Annotated in this window: 18 protein-coding genes and 2 pseudogenes; 17 read left to right on the top strand and 3 right to left on the bottom strand. The window is 71.5% G+C overall.

What is annotated here, in order from left to right; translation table 11 throughout:
• Position 1: 1 nt before the first annotated feature.
• The gene (locus EES42_RS00590) at positions 2-1,417 is read right to left on the bottom strand and encodes a purine-cytosine permease family protein (protein WP_124716144.1); all 1,416 of its coding nucleotides are present in this window, start codon (positions 1,415-1,417) and stop codon (positions 2-4) included.
• A gap of 109 nt (positions 1,418-1,526) precedes the next feature.
• Here EES42_RS00590 and ftsY point away from each other — a divergent pair, with 109 nt between their 5' ends.
• Positions 1,527-2,732 (top strand): signal recognition particle-docking protein FtsY, encoded by a 1,206-nt coding sequence (gene ftsY / locus EES42_RS00585; protein WP_124716143.1) that lies wholly within the window; start codon positions 1,527-1,529, stop codon positions 2,730-2,732.
• A 119-nt stretch (positions 2,733-2,851) separates the two neighbouring features.
• On the opposite strand, the gene EES42_RS00580 is transcribed toward ftsY, so the two are convergent.
• Complete coding sequence (locus tag EES42_RS00580; RefSeq protein ID WP_124716142.1) at positions 2,852-3,511, bottom strand: bifunctional DNA primase/polymerase; 660 nt, start codon at positions 3,509-3,511, stop codon at positions 2,852-2,854.
• Between the two features lie 415 nt (positions 3,512-3,926).
• Between EES42_RS00580 and EES42_RS00575 the strand changes: the two genes are divergently transcribed.
• From EES42_RS00575 to ftsH, 6 genes are all read left to right on the top strand, one after another.
• Positions 3,927-5,399: a transcriptional repressor NsdA gene (locus EES42_RS00575; RefSeq protein ID WP_124716141.1), complete on the top strand. Its 1,473-nt coding sequence runs from the start codon at positions 3,927-3,929 to the stop codon at positions 5,397-5,399.
• Between the two features lie 369 nt (positions 5,400-5,768).
• The gene (locus tag EES42_RS00570) at positions 5,769-7,121 is read left to right on the top strand and encodes an ammonium transporter (RefSeq protein WP_124716140.1); all 1,353 of its coding nucleotides are present in this window, start codon (positions 5,769-5,771) and stop codon (positions 7,119-7,121) included.
• Entirely contained in the window at positions 7,118-7,456 is a 339-nt protein-coding gene (locus EES42_RS00565) for a P-II family nitrogen regulator (RefSeq protein ID WP_124716139.1), read from the top strand. Before EES42_RS00570 ends, EES42_RS00565 begins: the two co-directional genes overlap by 4 nt.
• Before the next feature lie 126 nt (positions 7,457-7,582).
• Positions 7,583-10,039 carry a [protein-PII] uridylyltransferase gene (locus EES42_RS00560; protein WP_124716138.1) on the top strand — a complete coding sequence of 819 codons (2,457 nt, stop codon included), beginning with the start codon at positions 7,583-7,585 and terminating at the stop codon, positions 10,037-10,039.
• 125 nt (positions 10,040-10,164) lie between these two features.
• Positions 10,165-11,712 (top strand): signal recognition particle protein, encoded by a 1,548-nt coding sequence (gene ffh / locus EES42_RS00555; protein ID WP_124716137.1) that lies wholly within the window; start codon positions 10,165-10,167, stop codon positions 11,710-11,712.
• Between the two features lie 153 nt (positions 11,713-11,865).
• Positions 11,866-13,779, top strand: coding sequence for an ATP-dependent zinc metalloprotease FtsH (gene ftsH / locus EES42_RS00550; RefSeq protein ID WP_124716136.1), 1,914 nt, complete (start codon positions 11,866-11,868; stop codon positions 13,777-13,779).
• A gap of 16 nt (positions 13,780-13,795) precedes the next feature.
• Here the strand turns inward: ftsH and EES42_RS00545 are convergent, their stop codons facing one another.
• On the bottom strand, positions 13,796-14,656 hold the full coding sequence (locus EES42_RS00545) for a class I SAM-dependent methyltransferase (protein WP_124716135.1): 861 nt from the start codon (positions 14,654-14,656) through the stop codon (positions 13,796-13,798).
• 239 nt (positions 14,657-14,895) lie between these two features.
• Here EES42_RS00545 and proS point away from each other — a divergent pair, with 239 nt between their 5' ends.
• From proS to EES42_RS45905, 10 genes and pseudogenes are all read left to right on the top strand, one after another.
• A complete protein-coding gene (gene proS, locus EES42_RS00540; protein WP_124716134.1) occupies positions 14,896-16,311 on the top strand; it encodes a proline--tRNA ligase in 1,416 nt (471 codons plus the stop codon).
• 230 nt (positions 16,312-16,541) lie between these two features.
• The gene (locus EES42_RS00535; protein ID WP_124716133.1) at positions 16,542-17,135 is read left to right on the top strand and encodes a hypothetical protein; all 594 of its coding nucleotides are present in this window, start codon (positions 16,542-16,544) and stop codon (positions 17,133-17,135) included.
• A 157-nt stretch (positions 17,136-17,292) separates the two neighbouring features.
• Entirely contained in the window at positions 17,293-17,736 is a 444-nt protein-coding gene (rpsP, locus tag EES42_RS00530) for a 30S ribosomal protein S16 (protein ID WP_124716132.1), read from the top strand.
• 2 nt (positions 17,737-17,738) lie between these two features.
• The gene (locus tag EES42_RS00525) at positions 17,739-17,978 is read left to right on the top strand and encodes an RNA-binding protein (RefSeq protein WP_005311361.1); all 240 of its coding nucleotides are present in this window, start codon (positions 17,739-17,741) and stop codon (positions 17,976-17,978) included.
• 79 nt (positions 17,979-18,057) lie between these two features.
• Complete coding sequence (rimM, locus tag EES42_RS00520) at positions 18,058-18,642, top strand: ribosome maturation factor RimM (RefSeq protein ID WP_124716131.1); 585 nt, start codon at positions 18,058-18,060, stop codon at positions 18,640-18,642.
• On the top strand, positions 18,642-19,463 hold the full coding sequence (gene trmD / locus EES42_RS00515) for a tRNA (guanosine(37)-N1)-methyltransferase TrmD (protein WP_124716130.1): 822 nt from the start codon (positions 18,642-18,644) through the stop codon (positions 19,461-19,463). Before rimM ends, trmD begins: the two co-directional genes overlap by 1 nt.
• Before the next feature lie 127 nt (positions 19,464-19,590).
• Positions 19,591-19,941 (top strand): 50S ribosomal protein L19, encoded by a 351-nt coding sequence (gene rplS / locus EES42_RS00510; protein WP_124716129.1) that lies wholly within the window; start codon positions 19,591-19,593, stop codon positions 19,939-19,941.
• Between the two features lie 45 nt (positions 19,942-19,986).
• Positions 19,987-20,757 carry a signal peptidase I gene (lepB, locus tag EES42_RS00505; RefSeq protein ID WP_124716128.1) on the top strand — a complete coding sequence of 257 codons (771 nt, stop codon included), beginning with the start codon at positions 19,987-19,989 and terminating at the stop codon, positions 20,755-20,757.
• Positions 20,750-21,756: pseudogene (gene lepB, locus EES42_RS00500) on the top strand (signal peptidase I); the annotation flags it as partial. The gene lepB (EES42_RS00505) and the pseudogene lepB (EES42_RS00500), both read left to right, overlap by 8 nt.
• A pseudogene (locus EES42_RS45905) lies at positions 21,707-21,854 on the top strand (signal peptidase I); the annotation flags it as partial. The pseudogenes lepB (EES42_RS00500) and EES42_RS45905, both read left to right, overlap by 50 nt.

Raw genomic sequence — 21,854 nt, 5'->3', positions numbered from 1 at the left:
GTCAGAAGTGTAGGGGCGTGTCGCCCTCCCGCCCGTCGCGCTCGCCCCCGGGCCGCCCGGCGGAGCGCGGCAGGACCGCGTACAGAGCGGCGGAGACGGTGATCGTGGCCGCCCAGCCCAGCCCCTGGCGCCCGATCCAGGTGGTGGCGAGCGGCCCCTGGAACCACCGCACGCCAGTGAAGAGCAGGCCCGTCACCAGCCCCGTCGCCCACGCGGCCACGGCCGGTACGGCGAAGCCCGCGGTGTACCAGTAGGCGCTGGTCGGCGTGGTGTCCAGGAGCGCCGCCGGATCGTAGGCGCGGCCCCGCAGCAGATCCACGCCGAAGACCCCGATCCATGCGGAGAACGTCACGGCGAGCAGCGTCAGGAAGGAGACGAAGGAATCCAGGAAACCCGCGGCCGTGAGCATCAGTGTCGCGCCCAGGAGCAGGCTGATGGCGGCGTTCACGCCGACCGCCCAGGTGCGGGGAATCATGAATCCCAGCGTCTGCGCGGTGAATCCGGCCGAATACAGCGACATCGCGTTGATCAGCACCATGCCGACCACGGCGAACAGCAGATACGGCACCGAGAGCCAGCCGGGCAGCAGCGGACCGATGAACGCGATCGGGTCGCGGGTGACGGCCAGACCCGGTTCGGCGACCGCCATCACGGCCCCCATCAGCACCATCGGTACGTACACGATCCCGGCGCCGCCCACGGTCGCCCCGATCATCGCCCGGCCGGACGCCGTGTGCGGCAGATAGCGGGCGAAGTCGGGGCCGGACGGGGCCCAGCTGAGCCCGCCCGCCGCCAGGGTGCCGACCCCGGCGATCATCATCGTCACCGGTCCGGCCGGCCTGCCCAGCGCGTCCCGCCAGTCGGTCGAGCCGATCAGATGGACCAGCACGAGCACGCTGACGCCGCCGAAGAGGTACGCCGACCAGGTGCAGCACACCCGCAGTGCGCCGAGGCCCAGCCCCGACACCAGACAACTGCATCCCACGAAGGCGAGCAGGGTCACCAGGGTCAGTCGGTGGCTGCCCGTGACGCCGAGGAGCAGATCCAGCACGGCGAGCACCGCATAGGTGCCGGTGACCGCGTTCACGGTCTCCCAGCCCCAGCGGGCGACCCAGGTCAGCGCACCGGGCAGCAGATTGCCGCGCTGGCCGAAGACGGCCCGGGAGAGCGCCATGCCGGGGGCCCCGCCCCGTCTGCCCGCGATCGAGACCAGGCCGACCAGCCCGAAGCCGATCACCGAGGCCGTGAGCGTGACCGCGAGCACCTGCCAGAGATTGAGCCCGTTGAAGACGATGAGCCCGGCGCCGACGGTGAGCAGGAGCACGGTCAGGTTCGCGCCGACCCAGGTGGGGAAGAGGGTCCGGACCCGGCCGGTGCGTTCGCTGTCGGGGACGGGCTCAAGGCCGCGGGTCTCCACAGGCAAGAGCGTACCTTTACCGCCAAAAGGTGCATAACGACCGAGGGGAAACTCGGCGGATCCTTCGGGGCGGCCCCCGCGGGCGGACGTGACTGATACTGGGTGGGTTATGGAATTCGTCATCCTTGCTGTAGTCATCGCCCTGGTCGCGGTCGGCGTGATCAGCGGGCTCGTGGTCAGCAGCCGCAAGAAGAAGCAGCTGCCCCCGGCACCGTCGAGCACGCCGACCATCACTCCTCCCGCCGAGCCCCATGTCGGCGAGGAAGCCGAGACGCCGCGCGAGGAACCGCGCCGCACCATCGAGGAGGTCGGCCCTCCCGGGGCCCCCGCCGAGGAGGCCCCTGAGGCCGTCGAGCCGGAGGCGCCGGCCGCCCCCGCCCTCGAAGTGCCCGAGCCCACGGCCGGCCGTCTGGTACGGCTGCGCGCCCGGCTCGCCCGCTCGCAGAACTCCCTCGGCAAGGGGCTGCTCACGCTCCTGTCCCGCGACAACCTCGACGAGGACACCTGGGAGGAGATCGAGGACACCCTCCTCACCGCCGACGTCGGCGTCGCACCCACCCAGGAACTGGTGGAGCGGCTCCGCGAGCGCGTCCGTGTGCTCGGCACCCGCACCCCCGAGGGGCTGCGCGCGCTGCTGCGCGAGGAGCTCCTCAACCTGCTCGGCACCGACTTCGACCGCGCGGTCAAGACGGAGAGCGGCCTCGACACCCCCGGCGTCGTGATGGTCGTCGGCGTCAACGGAACCGGCAAGACCACCACCACCGGCAAGCTGGCCCGGGTGCTCGTCGCCGACGGCCGCAGCGTCGTGCTCGGCGCGGCCGACACCTTCCGGGCGGCCGCCGCCGACCAGCTCCAGACCTGGGGCGAGCGCGTTGGCGCCCGCACCGTGCGCGGGCCCGAGGGCGGCGACCCCGCCTCGATCGCCTTCGACGCGGTGAAGGAGGGCATCGCCGAGGGCGCCGATGTGGTCCTCATCGACACCGCCGGACGGCTGCACACGAAGACCGGGCTGATGGACGAGCTCGGCAAGGTCAAGCGGGTCGTCGAGAAGCACGGACCGCTCGACGAGGTGCTGCTCGTCCTCGACGCCACGACCGGGCAGAACGGTCTGGTCCAGGCCCGGGTGTTCGCCGAGGTCGTGGACATCACCGGCATCGTGCTCACCAAGCTGGACGGCACCGCCAAGGGAGGCATCGTCGTCGCCGTCCAGCGCGAGCTGGGCGTGCCGGTGAAGCTCGTCGGTCTCGGCGAGGGACCGGACGACCTGGCCCCGTTCGAGCCGGAGGCGTTCGTGGACGCCCTGATCGGGGACTGACCCCCGTACGCCGTACACGAGGAGCCCGGTCGCGCTGCACAGCGGCGGCCGGGCTCCTCGGCGTCAGGGGGTGTCCGGCGGATCGGGGTCGGGCCCGCCCCACGTGTCCGGCGGCGGGCTCAGCCGCAGAGCGGTGCGCGATGGCAGCTGTACGCCAGCGTGCCCAGCAGCAGCCGGGCCTGCGGCGGCGCGGCCGCCGTGTCCAGCTCCGGCGGGCGCAGCCACCGGACCGGGCCCAGGCCGCCCTCGTCGGACGGCGGGGCGGTGATGTGGCAGCCGGGCCCCAGCGCCCGCAGGTCCAGCCCCGCGTCGTCCCAGCCCATCCGGTACAGCAGTTGCGGGAGCTCGGCGGCGGCGCCCGGGGCCACGAAGAACTGCGCCCGCCCGCCCGGAGTCACCGCGACCGGGCCGAGCGGCAGCCCCATCCGCTCCATCCGCACCAGGGCCCGGCGCCCGGCCGCCTCGGCGACATCGAGCACGTCGAAGGTGCGCCCCACCGGCAGCAGCATGGAGGCGCCCGGCGTCCGGGCCCAGGCGTCGGCGGCCGCGTCGAGCGTGGCGCCGGCAGGTACCTCGGGGGCGAAGTCCAGCGGATGGGCGCCGGGGGAGGGGCAGCCCGGCTGCCCGCAGGAGCAGCGGCCGGCCGCTGCCCGCGCACCCGGCGCGACGGCCCAGCCCCACAGTCCCGTGCACTCGGCCACTGCCGTGTACTCGGCCGCACGGCCGCGGCGCCGTGAGCCGGTGCGCATCTCGCGGATGCCGCCGATCGTGAAGCCCATGCCCCCTCCAACGGGTCCGACTCGCCGGTGGTTACGACGCGGACTGGAGTCGTAACGCTCCGCCGTCGTCGGTGATCCGGAGTACGCCGGTGGTATTCGGGGTTGTGCGCCATTCTTCGCGCGCCCCGTTGCGCCCCTTGTGGATCGCCGTGTGTCAAGTGAATCGCGTGCAACGGGGGTGGCGTTCATTCGAAGGGGTGGCGAATGGTGGCGTTTCTGTAAGCGCCCTCGCCCGGGGGGTGATCGTAGGATTACCGTCGGTACACGAACCATGGAAGTATGTGCGCCCGTGGGTATGCCGGAGGCAACCCGATTTCATGTTCGATGGTGCGCGACCTCCGCATGGGCGGCATCGGCCCAGGGCATTCTGGTAATGGTTCGCGCGACAGGTATTCGGCGGGATGGGGGCGTTCCAGTGAGTGGCAGCGGCGCAGGCGATTCGAATGCCGGCAAGCGCCCCAACGGGCAATTGAGCTCATGGTTCGTGCGAAGCGGCTGGTCGAAGGGCGAGCTGGCCCGCCAGGTCAACCGCCGGGCACGGCAGATGGGCGCCCACCACATCAGCACCGACACCTCCCGGGTGCGGCGCTGGCTCGACGGCGAGCAGCCGCGCGAGCCGATCCCGCGCATCCTCTCCGAGCTCTTCTCGGAGCGCTTCGGCTCCGTCGTCGCCATCGAGGACCTCGGACTGCGCTCCGCGCACCAGTCGCCCTCCGTGTCCGGCGTCGACCTGCCCTGGGCGGGCCCGCAGACCGTCGCCCTGCTCAGCGAGTTCTCCCGCAGCGACCTGATGCTCGCCCGCCGGGGATTCCTAGGCTCCTCGCTCGCCCTGGCCGCCGGACCCGCGCTCATCGAGCCGATGCAGCGCTGGCTGGTCCCCGTCTCCGCCGCCGGCCCCGCCGAGCCGGACCCGGCGACGGCCCGGCGCCCCTCCAGGCTCTCCGGCCCCGAGCTCGACCTGCTGGAGTCCACCACCGCGATGTTCCGCCAGTGGGACGCGCAGTGCGGTGGCGGACTGCGCCGCAAGGCCGTCGTCGGACAGCTCCACGAGGTCACCGACCTGCTCCAGGAACCGCAGCCGGAGGCCACCGCCAAGCGGCTCTTCCGGTGCGCCGCCGAGCTGGCCGAGCTGGCGGGCTGGATGAGCTACGACGTCGGCCTCCAGCCCACCGCGCAGAAGTACTTCGTCCTCGCACTGCACGCCTCCAAGGAGGCCGGTGACAAACCGCTGGGCTCGTACGTCCTGTCCAGCATGAGCCGTCAGATGATCCACCTCGGACGGCCCGACGACGCCCTCGAACTGATCCACCTCGCGCAGTACGGCAGCCGGGACTGCGCCACCCCGCGCACCCAGGCCATGCTGTATGCGATGGAGGCCCGCGCGTACGCCAACATGGGCCAGCCCAGCAAGTGCAAACGAGCCGTCCGGATGGCCGAGGACACCTTCCTCGACGTGGGCATCGACGGCGAGCCCGAGCCCGACTGGATCCGCTTCTTCTCGGAGGCCGAGCTCAACGGCGAGAACTCCCACTCCTACCGCGACCTCGCCTATGTGGCGGGCCGCAGCCCCACGTACGCCTCGCTCGCCGAGCCCCTGATGGAGAAGGCCGTCCAGCTCTTCGGCGACGACGACGAGCACCAGCGCTCCTACGCGCTCAACCTGATCGGTCTCGCCACCGTCCACCTCCTCAAGCGCGAGCCCGAACAGTCCACGGTGCTGGCCGAGAAGGCCCTGCGCGTCGCCAGGAAGATCCGCTCCGAGCGCGTCAACACCCGGCTCCGCAAGACCGTCGACACCGCCGCCAGGGACTTCGGGGACATCCCCGATGTCGCCGAGCTCACCGATCTCCTCACCGAACAGCTGCCGGAGACCGCCGAAGCGGTCTGAGCAGCACCCCCGGCCCCGGCCACGGCGACCACCCCGCACAGACCGACTTCGGCTCCCCCAATTGCCAGGTCAGCGGGTGGTCGGCGTGGCCGGTTCGCGTTGCCGTGCCCGTGCGGGAGAGTCGTAACCGCACCGTATGCGGCCCCGGCCGCAGGACGGGCCCGACGCCGCTCCCGCCACCGCCGGTTCATGGCGACGTAACACACCGGACCTCTTCGTCACCACGGTGAAACACCGTGCGGCATCGGCGGAAACCGCGCCGGGCGAATCTCTTGCCCATAACCGGCCCGCATCTTTTCCCCAGTGGTCCCGCACGTGGTGCCGCTCCCATCGCCCGCACGCGGCCGCACCGACGACGAGGAGACGCCGATGCCCCCAGGCATCACGACGCTTGCCGCAGACACCCCGACACTGTCTGCCGCCAACACCGGGTTCATGCTGATCTGCTCCGCCCTGGTGATGCTGATGACCCCGGCCCTGGCCTTCTTCTACGGAGGCATGGTCCGCGTCAAGAGCACCCTCAACATGCTGATGATGAGCTTCATCAGCCTCGGGATCGTCACGATCCTGTGGGTGCTCTTCGGGTTCAGCCTCGCCTTCGGCACGGACATCGGCTCCGTCGTCGGCTGGAGCTCGGACTACCTCGGGCTCAGCGGGATCGGCGTCACCCAGCTCTGGGACGGCTACACGATCCCGGTCTACGTCTTCGCCGTCTTCCAGCTGATGTTCGCCGTGCTCACCCCGGCCCTGATCAGCGGCGCCCTCGCCGACCGGGTCAAATTCACCTCGTGGGCCCTGTTCATCACGCTCTGGGTCACCGTCGTCTACTTCCCCGTCGCCCACTGGGTCTGGGGCGCGGGCGGCTGGCTGTTCGAGATGGGCGTCATCGACTTCGCGGGCGGCACGGCCGTCCACATCAACGCGGGTGCGGCGGCGCTCGGCGTGATCCTCGTCATCGGCAAGCGCGTCGGCTTCAAGAAGGACCCGATGCGGCCGCACAGCCTGCCGCTCGTCATGCTCGGCGCCGGTCTGCTCTGGTTCGGCTGGTTCGGCTTCAACGCCGGCTCGTGGCTCGGCAACGACGACGGTGTCGGCGCGGTGATGTTCGTCAACACCCAGGTCGCCACCGCCGCCGCGATGCTCGCCTGGCTCGGTTACGAGAAGCTCCGCCACGGCTCCTTCACCACCCTCGGCGCCGCCTCCGGCGCGGTCGCCGGGCTCGTCGCCATCACCCCGTCGGGTGGTGCGGTCAGCCCGCTCGGTGCCATCGCGGTCGGCGCGATCGCCGGTGTGCTCTGCGCCATGGCCGTCGGTCTGAAGTACCGCTTCGGCTACGACGACTCCCTGGACGTGGTCGGTGTCCACCTCGTCGGCGGCATCGCCGGCTCCCTCCTCGTCGGCCTCTTCGCCACCGGCGGAGTCCAGTCCGAGGCGAAGGGCCTCTTCTACGGCGGCGGCCTCGAACAGCTCGGCAAGCAGGCCGTCGGCGTCTTCGCCGTCCTCGCGTACTCTCTGGTCGTCTCCGCGATCCTGGCCTTCCTGCTGGACCGGACGATCGGGATGCGGGTCCCCGAGGACGACGAGATCTCCGGCATCGACCAGGTCGAACACGCCGAGACGGCGTACGACTTCAGCGGAGCGGGCGGCGGCACGGCCCCGCGCACCACGAGCTCCGCACCGGGCAGCACGGCAGCAGCGAAGACGAAGAAGGTGGACGCATGAAGCTCATCACCGCGGTCGTGAAGCCACACCGGCTGGACGAGATCAAGGAAGCCCTCCAGGCCTTCGGCGTCCAGGGCCTCACGGTCACCGAGGCCAGCGGATACGGACGCCAGCGCGGCCACACCGAGGTCTACCGGGGCGCCGAGTACACCGTCGACCTCGTACCCAAGATCCGGATCGAGGTCCTGGTCGAGGACGAGGACTCCGAACAGCTCATCGACCTCGTCGTGAAGGCCGCCCGCACCGGCAAGATCGGTGACGGCAAGGTCTGGAGCGTGCCGGTCGAGACCGCGGTCCGGGTACGCACCGGCGAACGCGGCCCGGACGCACTCTGACGGACGGTCCCGAAGCCGGCGGTCGCGAAGGCCGACGGTCGCGAAGGCCGACGGTCGCGAAGACCTACGGCCCCCGAAGCGCCGATGGCTCCGAAGGCCGACGGTCCCGAAACGAAAGGCAGCCGGGTGACGAGCACCGAGACCACCACCGAATCCGCAGACTCGGAACCCGGCGGCTACGCGGCGGCCCGGCTGCGCCTTCTCCAGGGGGAGGCGCGGTCCGGGCCGCCGCGCCGTGCGGCCCTCGCCTCGCTCACCGACGACTGGCTCACCGCGCTGTTCACCACCGCGGCCGCGGAGACCGGCGTCCACGGTGCCGCCCTCGTCGCCGTCGGCGGCTACGGACGCGGTGAGCTCTCCCCGCGCAGCGATCTCGACCTGCTGCTCCTGCACGACGGGAACACCGACCCCGCGTCCGTCGCCGCCCTCGCCGACCGGGTCTGGTACCCCGTCTGGGACCTCGGCCTCGCCCTCGACCACTCGGTGCGCACCCCCGCCGAGGCGCGCCGGACCGCGACCGAGGACCTCAAGGTCCAGCTCGGACTGCTCGACGCCCGGCCCGTCGCCGGGGACCTCGGGCTCGTCGCCGCGATGCGCACCGCGATCCTCGCCGACTGGCGCAACCAGGCCCCCAAGCGCCTGCCCGCACTCCACGAACTCTGCCGCGAACGCGCCGAACGCCAGGGCGAGCTGCAATTCCTCCTCGAACCGGACCTCAAGGAGGCCCGCGGCGGGCTCCGGGACGCCACCGCGCTGCGCGCCGTCGCCGCGTCCTGGGTCGCCGACGCCCCCCGCGAAGGGCTCGCCGAAGCCCGCCGCGTCCTGTGCGACGCCAGGGACGCACTCCACCTCACCACCGGCCGCGCCACCGACCGCCTCGCCCTCCAGGAACAGGACCAGGTCGCGGACGCCCTCGGACTCCTCGACGCGGACGCCCTGCTCCGCCAGGTCTACGAGGCCGCCCGCACCATCTCGTACGCCACCGACGTCACCTGGCGCGAGGTCGACCGGGTCCTGCGCGCCCGGTCCGTGCGCCCCAGGCTGCGCGCGATCCTCGGCGGCGGCAGGGCGGCCGCCCCGGAACGCACACCGCTCGCCGAGGGCGTCGTCGAGGCCGACGGCGAAGTGGTCCTCGCCCGCACCGCCCGCCCCGAACGCGACCCCGTCCTGGTGCTGCGCGCCGCCGCGGCGGCCGCCCAGTCCGAGCTCCCGCTCTCCCGCCACGTCGTACGCCGGCTCGCCACCGCCGCGCCCCCGCTGCCGGTGCCCTGGCCCGCCGAGGCCCGCGAGGAACTCGTCACCCTCCTCGGCGCCGGCGAGGCCACCGTCCCCGTCTGGGAGGCGCTCGAAGCCGAAGGGCTCATCACCCGGCTGCTCCCGGACTGGGAACGCGTCCACTGCCGCCCCCAGCGCAACCCCGTCCACACCTGGACCGTCGACCGTCACCTCGTCGAGGCGGCCGTCCGTGCCAGTGCCCTCACCCGCCGCGTCGGCCGCCCCGACCTGCTCCTGGTCGCCGCGCTGCTGCACGACATCGGCAAGGGCTGGCCCGGCGACCACTCCGTGGCGGGCGAGGTCATCGCCCGGGACACGGCCGCCCGGATCGGCTTCGACCAGCACGACGTGGGCGTCGTCGCCACCCTCGTACGCCACCATCTGCTGCTCGTCGAGACCGCCACCCGGCGCGACCTCGACGACCCGGCGACCGTCCGCTCCGTCGCCACCGCAGTCGGCTCCGCCACCACCCTGGAACTCCTGCACGCGCTCACCGAGGCCGACGCGCTCGCCACGGGGCCCGCCGCCTGGTCCTCCTGGCGCGCCTCCCTGGTCGCCGACCTGGTGGGACGCGTCGCCGCCGTGCTCGCCGGCCAGGCCCCCGAGGAACCGGAACCGGCCGCACCCGGCGCCGAACAGGAACGCCTCGCCATCGAGGCCCTGCGCACCGGCGGCCCGGTCCTCGCCCTGCGCGCCCAGGCCGGGGCCCCGGACGAGGACGGCGAACCGGAACCCGTCGGCGTCGAGCTCCACATCGCCCTGCCCGACCGGCCCGGCGTGCTGCCCGCGGCGGCGGGCGTCCTCGCCCTGCACCGCCTCACCGTGCGCGCCGCCGACCTGCGCGCCGTGGAACTGCCCACCCAACTGGGCGACCCCGCGGACGTGCTGCTGCTCAGCTGGCGGGTCGCGGCCGAGTACGGCTCCCTGCCGCAGGCCGCCCGGCTCCGCGCCGACCTCGTACGCGCCCTGGACGGCTCCCTGGACATCCGGGCCCGGCTCGCCGAGCGCGAGGCCGCCTACCCGCGCCGCCGCGGGGTGAAGGCCCCGCCGCCCAGGGTGACCGTCGCGGCGGCCGCCTCCCGGCTGGCGACGGTGATCGAGGTGCGGGCCCAGGACGCCCCGGGACTGCTGCACCGGATCGGCCGGGCGCTGGAGCAGAGCGGGGTACGGGTGCGCAGCGCCCATGTGTCGACCCTGGGGGCGAACGCGGTGGACGCCTTCTACGTCACGGACACCGACGGGAAGCCGCTGCCGGGGGAGCGGGCGCTCGCGGTGGCGGACGCGGTGGAGACCGCGCTCCGGGCGTGACGCGGGAACCACGCGCGGTGCCCCGCGCCCGGGATTTGCCGGGCAGGGGTCATCGTTTCTGCCGAGCCGGATACCCTGGGGTACCGAATCCTGTTTGCCCCCGACCCTGAGGACCGACGAGCGCCGTGTTCGATACTCTCTCCGACCGCCTTGCCGCGACTTTCAAGAACCTCAGGGGCAAGGGCCGCTTGTCCGAGGCGGACATCGACGCCACGGCTCGCGAGATCCGTATCGCCCTGCTCGAAGCGGACGTCGCGCTGCCGGTCGTCCGCGCCTTCATCGCCAACGTCAAGGAGCGGGCGCGCGGCGCCGAGGTCTCCCAGGCGCTGAACCCGGCCCAGCAGGTCGTCAAGATCGTCAACGAGGAGCTCGTCTCCATCCTCGGTGGCGAGACGCGCCGGCTGCGGTTCGCCAAGACCGCGCCCACCGTGATCATGCTCGCCGGTCTCCAGGGTGCTGGTAAGACCACCCTCGCCGGAAAGCTCGGCCTCTGGCTCAAGGGCCAGGGCCACTCCCCGCTGCTCGTCGCCTGCGACCTCCAGCGCCCCAACGCCGTCAACCAGCTCAGCGTCGTCGCCGACCGTGCCGGTGTCGCGGTGTACGCGCCCGAGCCGGGCAACGGCGTCGGTGACCCGGTCCAGGTCGCCAAGGACTCGATCGAGTACGCGCGGTCCAAGCAGTACGACGTCGTCGTCGTCGACACCGCGGGCCGCCTCGGTATCGACCAGGAGCTGATGCAGCAGGCCGCGGACATCCGCGACGCCGTCAGCCCCGACGAGATCCTCTTCGTCGTCGACGCGATGATCGGCCAGGACGCGGTCAACACCGCCGAGGCCTTCCGCGACGGTGTCGGCTTCGACGGCGTGGTGCTCTCCAAGCTCGACGGTGACGCCCGCGGTGGTGCGGCCCTGTCAATCGCCCATGTCACGGGCAAGCAGATCATGTTCGCGTCGAACGGTGAGAAGCTCGACGAGTTCGACGCCTTCCACCCCGACCGGATGGCCTCCCGCATCCTCGACATGGGTGACCTGCTCACCCTGATCGAGCAGGCGGAGAAGACCTTCAGCCAGGAAGAGGCCGCCAAAATGGCCTCCAAGCTGGCGTCCAGCAAGGGCAAGGACTTCACGCTCGACGACTTCCTGGCCCAGATGGAGCAGGTCAGGAAGATGGGCTCCATCTCCAAGCTGCTCGGCATGCTGCCCGGCATGGGGCAGATCAAGGACCAGATCAACAACATCGACGAGCGCGACGTGGACCGCACCGCCGCGATCATCAAGTCGATGACCCCGAAGGAGCGCGCCGAGCCGACGATCATCAACGGCTCGCGCCGGGCCCGTATCGCCAAGGGTTCCGGTGTCGAGGTCAGCGCGGTGAAGAACCTGGTGGAGCGGTTCTTCGAGGCGCGCAAGATGATGTCGAAGATGGCCCAGGGCGGCGGCATGCCGGGGATGCCCGGGATGCCGGGCATGGGTGGTGGCCCCGGCCGGCAGAAGAAGCAGGTCAAGCAGGCCAAGGGCAAGCGCAAGAGCGGCAACCCGATGAAGCGCAAGGCCGAGGAGCAGGCCGCTGCCGCCCGTCGCGAGCAGGCGGCGCAGGGCGGCGCGTTCGGCCTGCCGGCGCAGGACGACAAGAACTTCGAGCTGCCGGACGAGTTCAAGAAGTTCATGGGCTGAGTCCGGACCGAACGAACCCGGGCCGGGTCGGCGCGGGTTCGCCCCGGCTGTCGTACGCCGTCCCTCCAAGGGCCCATCGGGCAGGCCCTGGGAGGGCTTTGTCCGCGTTCCTCCCTTACTGTCGCCTCAACGGCAGTCGGCAGAGGAGCGCGCGTGACCAACCCCGTACCGCCCCGCGACCGGACCGATCAGCCCTGGCGCTCCGAGGGCGCCCCACCGCCCCAGCCGCCCGGCCGGAAGATGCCCGGAGGCTGGGGCGGACTGCTGCTGACCGCGCTCGCCGTCTATCTGATCGCCAATCTGGTGCTCTCCTTCTTCAACGGGGAGGAGCAGCGGACGATCGCGTACACGGAGTTCAGCAAGCAGGTCACCTCGGGCAATGTCTCCAAGATCTACTCCAAGGGCGACGCCATCCAGGGGCAGCTCAAGAAGGAGGCGAAGGTCCCGGGGAGCGACGACAAGTACACCAAGTTCGAAACCCAGCGCCCGGCCTTCGCGGACGACAACCTCTGGGCCGAACTGGTCAAGGACGACGTCACGGTCACCGCCGAGCCGGTCGTCCAGCAGCGCAGCTTCCTCGCCAACCTGCTGATCTCGCTCGCACCCATGCTGCTGCTCGTAGTGCTCTGGGTGTTCATCGCCCGGCGGATGTCCAGGGGCATGGGCGGCGGGATGGGCGGCTTCGGCCGCAAGGCCCCGCCCAAGCCCGTCGAGCTGGAGGGCTCCAAGCGCACCACCTTCAAGGACGTGGCCGGGATCGACGAGGTCGAGGGCGAGCTCAACGACGTCGTGGACTTCCTGAAGAACCCGCAGGCGTACCGGAAGATGGGCGCCCGGATGCCCGGCGGGGTGCTGCTCGCGGGACCGCCCGGCACCGGCAAGACCCTGCTGGCCCGGGCCGTCGCCGGTGAGGCCGGGGTGCCGTTCTTCTCGGCGTCGGCCTCCGAGTTCATCGAGATGATCGTCGGTGTCGGCGCGAGCCGGGTCCGGGAGCTGTTCGCCGAGGCGCGCAAGGTCGCCCCCGCCATCGTCTTCATCGACGAGATCGACACCATCGGCCGGGCCCGTGGCGGCGGCTCCGGCATGGGCGGCCACGACGAGCGCGAGCAGACGCTCAACCAGATCCTCACCGAGATGGACGGCTTCTCCGGTTCGGAGGGCGTCGTCGTGCTCGCCGCCACCAACCGCGCCGACGTGCTCGACCCCGCCCTCACCCGGCCCGGCCGCTTCGACCGGATCGTCCAGGTCAGCCCGCCGGACCGGACCGGCCGGGAGGCGATCCTGGAGATCCACACCCGGCAGATCCCGCTCGCCCCCGATGTGAACCTGGCCCAGGTGGCCGGCACGACGCCCGGCATGACCGGCGCGGACCTCGCCAACCTGGCCAACGAGGCCGCGCTCCTGGCGGTCAAGCGCCGGCAGTCCGAGGTCACCCAGCCCGACTTCTCGGACGCCCTGGAGAAGGTCCAGCTCGGCGCCGAACGCTCACTGGTCATGTCCGACGAGGAACGCCGCAGGACCGCGTACCACGAGAGCGGCCACGCCCTGCTCGGCATGGTCCAGCCGGGCGCCGATCCGGTCCGCAAGGTCACCATCGTGCCGCGCGGCCGCGCGCTGGGCGTCACGCTCTCGACGCCGGACGCCGACAAGTACGCGTACACCGAGGAGTATCTGCGCGGCCGCATCGTCGGGGCGCTCGGTGGCATGGCGGCCGAACAGGTGGTCTTCGGCGTGATCACCACCGGCGCGGAGAGCGATCTGGAACAGGTCACCAACCTGGCCCGCGGCATGGTCGGCCGCTGGGGCATGAGCCACAAGGTGGGCAGGCTGACGGCGATTCCGAGCGACGCCCAGCAGGCGTACGGACTGTCGGCGGCCCCCGCCACGCTCGACGCGGTGGACGGCGAGATGCGGCGGATCGTCGACGAGTGCTACGAGGTGGCCTGCCGGCTGCTGTGCGAGAACCGGGACCGGCTGGACTCGCTCTCCGCCGCGCTCCTGGCGAACGAGACGCTGGACGAGGCCGAGGCCTACCGGGCGGCCGGCATCACCCGGCTGGCGAAGTGACGGCCGCCGCGGCCGTTCAGGTGGTGCACACGAGATAGCGGAAGACGTTCGGCATCCAGACCGTGCCGTCCCGGCGGCTGTGCGGATGGAGGGCCTGCGCGACCTCCTTCTCCACCTGGGCACGGTCGGTCGCCCGTACCGCCGCGTCGAAGAGCCGGGTGGAGAGCAGCCCCCGCACCGCGCTGTCCTGGTCCGCGTACCCGAAGGGGCACGCCACCCGGCCCGAGCCGTCGGGATTCAGCCCGGCCCGGAAGGCCAGCTCCTCCAGGTCGTCCCGGCCCGACGGCCGCCAGCCGCCGTCGCGGGGGGCCCGGTCCCGGCCGGAGAGCCGCCCCGCCACCCGCAGCACCGGCGCCGTCGCACAGCGCTCCGGCGGACCCCAGCCGGTGAGCACCACGGTGCTGCCCCGCGCGGCCAGCGGCACCGCGGACCGCAGCTCGGCCACCAGCCCCTCGCCGTCGTCGGACGAGCAGCCGATCGGGGTGAACGCGGTGATCAGGTTGTACGGCATCCCGTCGGCCGGCCTGGCCCCGGACGGATCACCCTCCAGGAGCCGCGGGTGCCCGGCCGGTGGGCCGGCGGCGCTGCCCGGCTCGGGCAGCAGCCGGGTCCGGGCGAGTGCCAGACGTTCGAGGTCGGTGTCCACGCCGGTGACGCGCGCGCCCCGGGCGGCCGCGATCAGCAGCGCGAGACCGGATCCGCAGCCCAGGGAGAGCAGCCGGGTACCGGATCCCACTTCGAGCCGCTCGTACACCGCTTCGTACAGCGGTGCCAGCATCCGCTCCTGGATCTCGGCCCAGTCCCGGGCACGGTCGCCGGAGTCCACCGGGGTGGACGTTTCCGCGTGGCTGTGGTGCCGGACGAGCGTGGGTGTCATGGAAAGCGCCCCAATCCGCCGAGAGGTCGGCCGTGTCCGATCGGTAGTGCCCGAGTGGATGCCCCCGCTGTGTGCGCCCCCCCGCTTCCCCCGTATGTCAGAGAACTGCGCATCCGCGTCCGCGTCCAGGGGTGCGATGGCAATGGTTGCGCGGGGCGGTGAGGCGTCCGTGGGGAAGGCCCGCGGCACCGGGGCCCGTCGCCCCGTGCGGTGGGCGGTGTCGCCGTACGATGCGCGCCATGGCAAAGGCACCCGTTCTCACGCCCCAGGCCGAGGACTTTCCCCGCTGGTACCAGGATCTGATCAACAAGGCCGAACTCGCGGACAACGGCCCGGTGCGCGGCACCATGGTCATCCGGCCGTACGGATACAGCCTGTGGGAGCGGATGCAGCAGGAGATGGATGCCCGGATCAAACAGGCGGGCGCCCGGAACGCCTACTTCCCGCTCTTCATCCCCCAGTCTTACCTGACACGCGAGGCCGAGCACGTCGAGGGCTTCGCGCCGGAGCTCGCGACGGTCACCCACGGCGGCGGGAAAGAGCTCGAAGAGCCCGTGGTGGTGCGGCCGACCTCCGAGACGATCATCAACGAGTACTTCTCGAAGTGGGTGCAGAGCTACCGCGATCTGCCGCTCCTGATCAACCAGTGGGCGAACGTGGTGCGCTGGGAGATGCGCCCGCGGATCTTCCTCCGTACGACGGAATTCCTCTGGCAGGAGGGCCACACCGCCCACGCCACCGACGAGGAGGCCCGGGACTTCGCCGCGTACATCCACCGCGAGGTCTACGCGGACTTCATGGTCGACGTGCTGGGCATCGACGTCGTCCTCGGCCGCAAGACCCCGGCCGAGCGGTTCGCCGGGGCCGTCAACACGCTCACCCTCGAAGCGATGATGCGGGACGGCAAGGCACTCCAGATGGGTACGAGCCACGAGCTCGGCACCAATTTCGCCAAGGCGTTCCACACCCGTTATCTGTCCCGGGACGGGCGGCAGGAGTTCGTGCGGCAGACCTCGTGGGGCTCCTCGACCCGGATGGTCGGCGGCCTGATCATGGCCCACGGCGACGACCACGGGCTCCGCGTCCCGCCGCGGCTCGCCCCTGTCCAGGCGGTCGTCCTCGCGGTCAAGGAGGACGCGGCCGTCCTGGACACGGTCCGGACCGTCGCGGAACGGCTGCGCGCGGCGGGGGTCAGGACCGAGACCGACGACCGCACCGACACCCCGTTCGGCCGCCGCGCGGTCGACTGGGAGCTGAAGGGGGTGCCGCTGCGGATCGAGATCGGCCCGCGCGATCTGGCGAGCGGCACCGCGACGCTGGTCCGGCGCATCCCCGGCGGGAAGGAGCCGGTCCCCGTCGAGGCCCTGCCCGCGCTGCTCCCGGCCCTCCTGGAGGAGGACCAGGCGGCGCTGCTGCGGGAGTCCCGGAGCCGCCGTGAGTCGGCCACCAGCGACGTCAGGACCGAGGCGGAGGCCGTGGAGGCGGTGGCCGCGGGCGGCTGGGCGCGTATCGCCTGGTCGGCTCTCGGCCCGGCGGGGGAGGCCCGGCTCGCGGAGCACGGGGTGTCCGTACGGTGTCTGGTCGCCGGGGACGGGTCGGTGCCCGTGGCGGACGACGAGCCCGGTAATGTCGCCCTGGTGGCACGCGCTTACTGACGGCCCACCCGCCGCCCCGGCCGTCCGGAGCCCCGGACAGCGGGTGGCCGCCTACGCGTCCGGGCGTACGCGTCGCTACGTACCACCTTGGTGCGAGCTGTGAGGCTTCTCCGCAGATCTGCGCACCCGCCCTCGTCGGGACGCATGCAAGGGCAACTGACTGGTACGTGCAAATTATTTGGGATGGCCCGGAATCGGAACACCGGGGCACTCGCGCTCGTTGTCACGACGTGAGCACGACACCACCTGTACTTGCCGCAGAGCTGGCACAGGCGTGGGCCGACATTCAGCGGTACCACCCCGAGCTGCCGGATCTAGCCGCGCCCGAGTCCCTGATCGGAGAGTCCTCGTCCGCCTGCGGCGCCGAACTCTCCTTCGAGCGACTGCTCCATGAGGCAGTCCACGGCATCGCCGCCGCGCGAGGCGTCCGCGACACTTCGCGCGCCGGCCGCTACCACAACCGCAGATTCCTCGCGATCGCCGAGGAGCTGGGCCTCGACCACGCCGAGGAGCCCCACCCCAGCAGCGGCTTCTCGCTGGTCGCACTCAACCCCGAGGCCAAGCGCCGCTACCGCCCGACGATCGAGCGGCTGCAGCGCGCCCTCAAGGCACACACGGTCGCCACCGCCGCTGACACCAAGCGTTCCTTCCGCGGGCCCGCCGCCCGGCACGGCTCCTCCGGCGGGGGCGTCCGAGTCAAGGCCGTCTGCGACTGCGGCCGCAACGTACGGGTCGTCCCGTCGGTCCTGGCGCAGGCGCCGATCGTCTGCGGAGGGTGCGGGAAGCCCTTCCGTATCCCGGAAGCAGTGGTCGCGGTGGGGTGACCCGACGCGATGTGGCACAATGGCTAGCTGTACTCGACAGTCGCACAGGACCCCTCTCTCCTCCGGCTGACGCGTCCATCGGGCACCCGAGTACCGCAACCCCACGTGGCATCTTCGTTGTGCCCACCCACGTCATAGACCAGGAGACACCACTTCCGTGGCAGTCAAGATCAAGCTGAAGCGTCTGGGCAAGATCCGTTCGCCTCACTACCGCATCGTCGTCGCCGACTCCCGTACCCGCCGTGACGGCCGGGCCATCGAGGAGATCGGTCTGTACCACCCGGTGCAGAACCCCTCGCGCATCGAGGTCAACTCGGAGCGTGCGCAGTACTGGCTGTCCGTCGGCGCCCAGCCGACCGAGCCGGTTCTCGCGATCCTGAAGCTCACCGGTGACTGGCAGGCGCACAAGGGCCTCCCGGCCCCCGCGCCGCTGCTGCAGCCGGAGCCCAAGGCCGACAAGCGCGCCCTGTTCGAGGCCCTGACCAAGGACGGCGGCGACGAGTCCAAGGGCGAGGCCATCACGCAGAAGGCGAAGAAGTCCGACAAGAAGGCGGACGAGGCTGCTGACGCGGCTGCGTCCGCCGAGTCGACCGAGGCCTGAGCATGCTCGAGGAGGCTCTCGAGCACCTCGTGAAGGGCATCGTCGACAACCCTGACGATGTGCAGGTCGCCTCGCGCAACCTGCGCCGTGGTCGCGTGCTTGAGGTCCGGGTCCACCCCGACGACCTCGGCAAGGTGATCGGTCGCAACGGCCGCACCGCTCGCGCACTGCGTACCGTCGTGGGCGCCATCGGCGGCCGTGGCATCCGCGTCGACCTCGTCGATGTGGATCAGGTTCGCTGACAGAGTTGAACACCGGCACGGGCCGGGGAGGGCCATGCGCCCGCCCCGGCCCGTCGTCGTATGACAGGAGAGACACAAGGTGCAGTTGGTAGTCGCGCGGATCGGCCGGGCCCATGGCATCAAGGGCGAGGTCACCGTCGAGGTCCGTACGGACGAGCCGGAGCTGCGGCTCGGGCCCGGGGCCGTGCTCGCCACCGAACCGGCCGACGCCGGACCGCTGACGATCGAGACCGGCCGGGTGCACAGCGGACGGCTGCTGCTGCGCTTCGAGGGCGTGCGCGACCGCACGGCCGCCGAGGCCCTGCGCAACACGCTGCTGATCGCCGAGGTCGACCCGGCTGAACTCCCCGAGGACCCCGAGGAGTTCTACGACCACCAGCTGATGGACCTCGATGTGGTCCTCGCCGACGGCACCGAGATCGGCCGGATCACCGAGATCACGCATCTGCCGTCCCAGGACCTCTTCATCGTCGAGCGCCCGGACGGCAGCGAGGTGATGATCCCGTTCGTCGAGGAGATCGTCACCGAGATCGACCTGGCGGAGCAGCGCGCGGTGATCGCCCCGCCGCCCGGCCTGATCGACGAGAGCCAGGCCGTGATCGCCTCCTCGCGCGACGAAGAGGGCGACGGGGACGAGGCTCCCGCGACGGGGAAGGACGCCTGATGCGCCTCGACGTCGTCACGATCTTCCCGGAGTACCTGGAACCGCTGAACGTCTCCCTCGTCGGCAAGGCCCGCGCCCGCGGCCGCCTCGACGTCCATGTGCACGACCTGCGCGACTGGACGTACGACCGGCACAACACGGTCGACGACACCCCGTACGGCGGCGGCCCCGGCATGGTCATGAAGACTGAGCCGTGGGGCGAGGCGCTGGACGACGCCCTGGCGGGCGGTTACGAGGCCGGGGCGCACTCCCCGGTGCTCGTGGTGCCCACCCCCAGCGGCCGCCCGTTCACCCAGGAGCTGGCCGTCGAGCTGTCCGAGCGGCCCTGGCTGATCTTCACCCCGGCCCGCTACGAGGGCATCGACCGGCGGGTGATGGACGAGTACGCCACCCGGATGCCGGTCGTCGAGGTGTCCATCGGGGACTACGTGCTGGCCGGCGGCGAGGCCGCGGTGCTGGTGATCACCGAGGCGGTCGCCCGGCTGCTGCCCGGAGTGCTCGGCAACGCGGAATCGCACCGGGACGACTCCTTCGCCCCCGGCGCGATGGCCAACCTGCTGGAAGGGCCCGTCTACACCAAGCCGCCGGAGTGGCGCGGCAGGGAGATTCCCGAGGTGCTGCTCAGCGGCCACCACGGGAAGATCGCCCGCTGGCGCCGGGACGAGGCGTTCCGTCGTACCGCCCTCAACCGGCCCGATCTGATCGAGCGCTGCGAGGCCGCGGGGTTCGACAAGAAGGACCGCGAGATGCTCTCGATCCTCGGCTGGTCACCGGAGCCCGGCGGCCGATTTTGGCGCAGGCCCGAGGCCGTGGAAGAATAGGCCGCTGCTGTACGTCCGGCGTACGCCCCTGCCACAGGGGGAACGACGTCCGCCCGACGCGATCAGCACCCCATCTCTCACTATCTCCCGTCGATGACCTGTGGCATCGGCGAAGAAAGCAGACAACATGGCTTCCCTGCTCGATGGCGTCAACGCCGCATCGCTGCGCACCGACGTCCCGTCGTTCCGCCCCGGTGACACCGTCAACGTCCACGTCCGAGTGATCGAGGGCAACCGCTCCCGTATCCAGCAGTTCAAGGGCGTAGTCATCCGCCGCCAGGGTGCGGGCGTCAGCGAGACCTTCACGGTCCGCAAGGTCTCCTTCAGCGTCGGCGTCGAGCGCACCTTCCCGGTGCACAGCCCGATCTTCGAGAAGATCGAGCTCGTCACCCGCGGTGACGTCCGTCGCGCCAAGCTGTACTACCTCCGTGAGCTCCGCGGCAAGGCCGCGAAGATCAAGGAGAAGCGCGACAACTGAGCTGACTCCCAGGTCCACAGGTCGGCCGGATAGGCTCTGGCCCCGATGGACACGGAAGCAAAGCCCTCGGAGCGCGACCGCTCCTCCGCACCCGCAAAGGCGCCGGAGGAGGGGCCGCGCTCCTTGCGTATCCCGGATCTGCCGACCGCCGCGATCTCCTGGCGGCGGACCGCCGCGCTCGGGGCCGTCTGCGCGGTCTTCGTACTGCTCCTGAGCAACTACGTGGTGCAGCCCTTCCTGATCCCCAGCGGCTCGATGGAGCCCACCCTGCGGGTGGGGGACCGGGTGCTGGTGAACAAGCTGGCCTACGGCTCCGGCTCCGTGCCGCAGCGCGGCGACGTGGTGGTCTTCGACGGCACCGGATCGTTCGTCCAGGAACCCCCGCGGAAGAACCCCGTCACCGGCCTGATGCACTCGGTGGCCGCCTCCCTGGGCCTGGCCGAGCCGGCCGAGACCGACTACGTGAAGCGGGTGGTGGGCGTCGGCGGTGACCGGGTGGTCTGCTGCGACGAGCGCGGCCGGATCGAAGTGAACGGCCGGCCGGTCGTCGAGAACTATCTGTATCCGGGGGACGCGCCTTCCCAGGTCCGCTTCGACATCGTCGTGCCCGACGGCAAGCTGTGGATGATGGGCGACCACCGCAGCAACTCCCGTGACTCGCGCGACCACCTGGGCGAGCCGGGCGGTGGCATGGTCCCGGTCGACATGGTGATCGGCAGGGTGGACTGGATCGGCTGGCCGCCGAGCAGGCTGAGCTCGCTGCCGGACAGTGCCGCCTTCGCCACCGCGGGGGCGCCGGGCGGGGGCCATGGGTAACCGCGGCCTCGGGCGGCGCGGGTCGGCGCCCGGGACGGAGCCGACGGCCACGGGCTCGCTGCCCACCCGGGCGGCGCGGCGGAAGCTGGCCCGCAAGGTCAAGCGGCGGCGGCGCGGGGCCGCGGTGGGGGAGATCCCGCTGCTGATCGTCGTGGCGCTGGTGATCGCGCTGGTGCTCAAGACGTTCCTGGTGCAGGCCTTTGTGATCCCGTCCGGGTCGATGGAGCAGACCATCCGGATCGGTGACCGGGTGCTCGTGGACAAGCTGACGCCCTGGTTCGGGTCCCGGCCGCAGCGTGGCGATGTCGTCGTCTTCAAGGACCCGGGCGGCTGGCTGAAGCAGGAGAAGGTCGACAAGAAGGACCCGCCCGTCGTCGTCAAGCAGGTGAAGGAGACGCTGACCTTCATCGGGCTGCTGCCCTCCGACGACGAACAGGACCTGATCAAACGGGTGATCGCGGTCGGCGGCGACACGGTGAAGTGCTGCGACAAGGACGGCCGGGTCACCGTCAACGGCGTACCGCTCGACGAGCCCTATCTGTATCCCGGGAATCCTCCCTCCCTCATCAAATTCGAGGTAAAGGTTCCGGAGGGCCGGATCTTCGTGATGGGCGACCACCGGTCCGATTCGGCCGATTCGCGCTATCACCTGGACGAGCCGGAACACGGCACGGTGTCCGAGGACGAGGTCGTGGGACGGGCCGTGGTGATCGCCTGGCCCGTCGGCCACTGGCGGAAACTGGAGGAACCGGCGACATTCGGCTCGGTGCCTGACGCGCGCGCCGGGACGGCCGGGGCGCCGGCCCGGTCGAATAGTGTGTCGTCCCGGGATCTCAACGGAATGATCCCTCTCCCGACCCCTGCGGAACTCCCGCTCGTTATGGGAGTGGTGGGCCTGCACCGGCTGGGGCGCAGGCGTGGCACGGAGTGAGGAGTGGATGTGGGGGATTTGGCCGTCGGCGCACGATCCGGACACGAGGAGCCCGAGGACCGGCCGGACCGTTCGGGCCATGCCGAGTCCGCCGGGACGGCGGGCCGCGCGGGGAGTGACGGCGCCACTCCGGACGGCGGCGGCACGGCCATGAAGAAGCCGCGCT

The organism is Streptomyces sp. ADI95-17 (genome assembly GCF_003846175.1).
Classification (GTDB): Bacteria; Actinomycetota; Actinomycetes; order Streptomycetales; family Streptomycetaceae; genus Streptomyces; species Streptomyces sanglieri.
This window is presented reverse-complemented; position numbering and strand designations above follow the sequence as displayed.

Excerpts from the sequence above, each read along its gene's own strand:
- EES42_RS00570 (WP_124716140.1), top strand. The coding sequence starts at position 5,769 with ATGCCCCCAGGCATCACGACGCTTGCCGCAGACACCCCGACACTGTCT.
- EES42_RS00525 (WP_005311361.1), top strand. The coding sequence starts at position 17,739 with ATGCTCGAGGAGGCTCTCGAGCACCTCGTGAAGGGCATCGTCGACAAC.
- EES42_RS00545 (WP_124716135.1), bottom strand. The coding sequence starts at position 14,656 with ATGACACCCACGCTCGTCCGGCACCACAGCCACGCGGAAACGTCCACC.
- EES42_RS00580 (WP_124716142.1), bottom strand. The coding sequence starts at position 3,511 with ATGGGCTTCACGATCGGCGGCATCCGCGAGATGCGCACCGGCTCACGG.
- ftsY (WP_124716143.1), top strand. The coding sequence starts at position 1,527 with ATGGAATTCGTCATCCTTGCTGTAGTCATCGCCCTGGTCGCGGTCGGC.
- trmD (WP_124716130.1), top strand. The coding sequence starts at position 18,642 with ATGCGCCTCGACGTCGTCACGATCTTCCCGGAGTACCTGGAACCGCTG.
- rplS (WP_124716129.1), top strand. The coding sequence starts at position 19,591 with ATGGCTTCCCTGCTCGATGGCGTCAACGCCGCATCGCTGCGCACCGAC.
- EES42_RS00565 (WP_124716139.1), top strand. The coding sequence starts at position 7,118 with ATGAAGCTCATCACCGCGGTCGTGAAGCCACACCGGCTGGACGAGATC.
- lepB (WP_124716128.1), top strand. The coding sequence starts at position 19,987 with ATGGACACGGAAGCAAAGCCCTCGGAGCGCGACCGCTCCTCCGCACCC.
- proS (WP_124716134.1), top strand. The coding sequence starts at position 14,896 with ATGGCAAAGGCACCCGTTCTCACGCCCCAGGCCGAGGACTTTCCCCGC.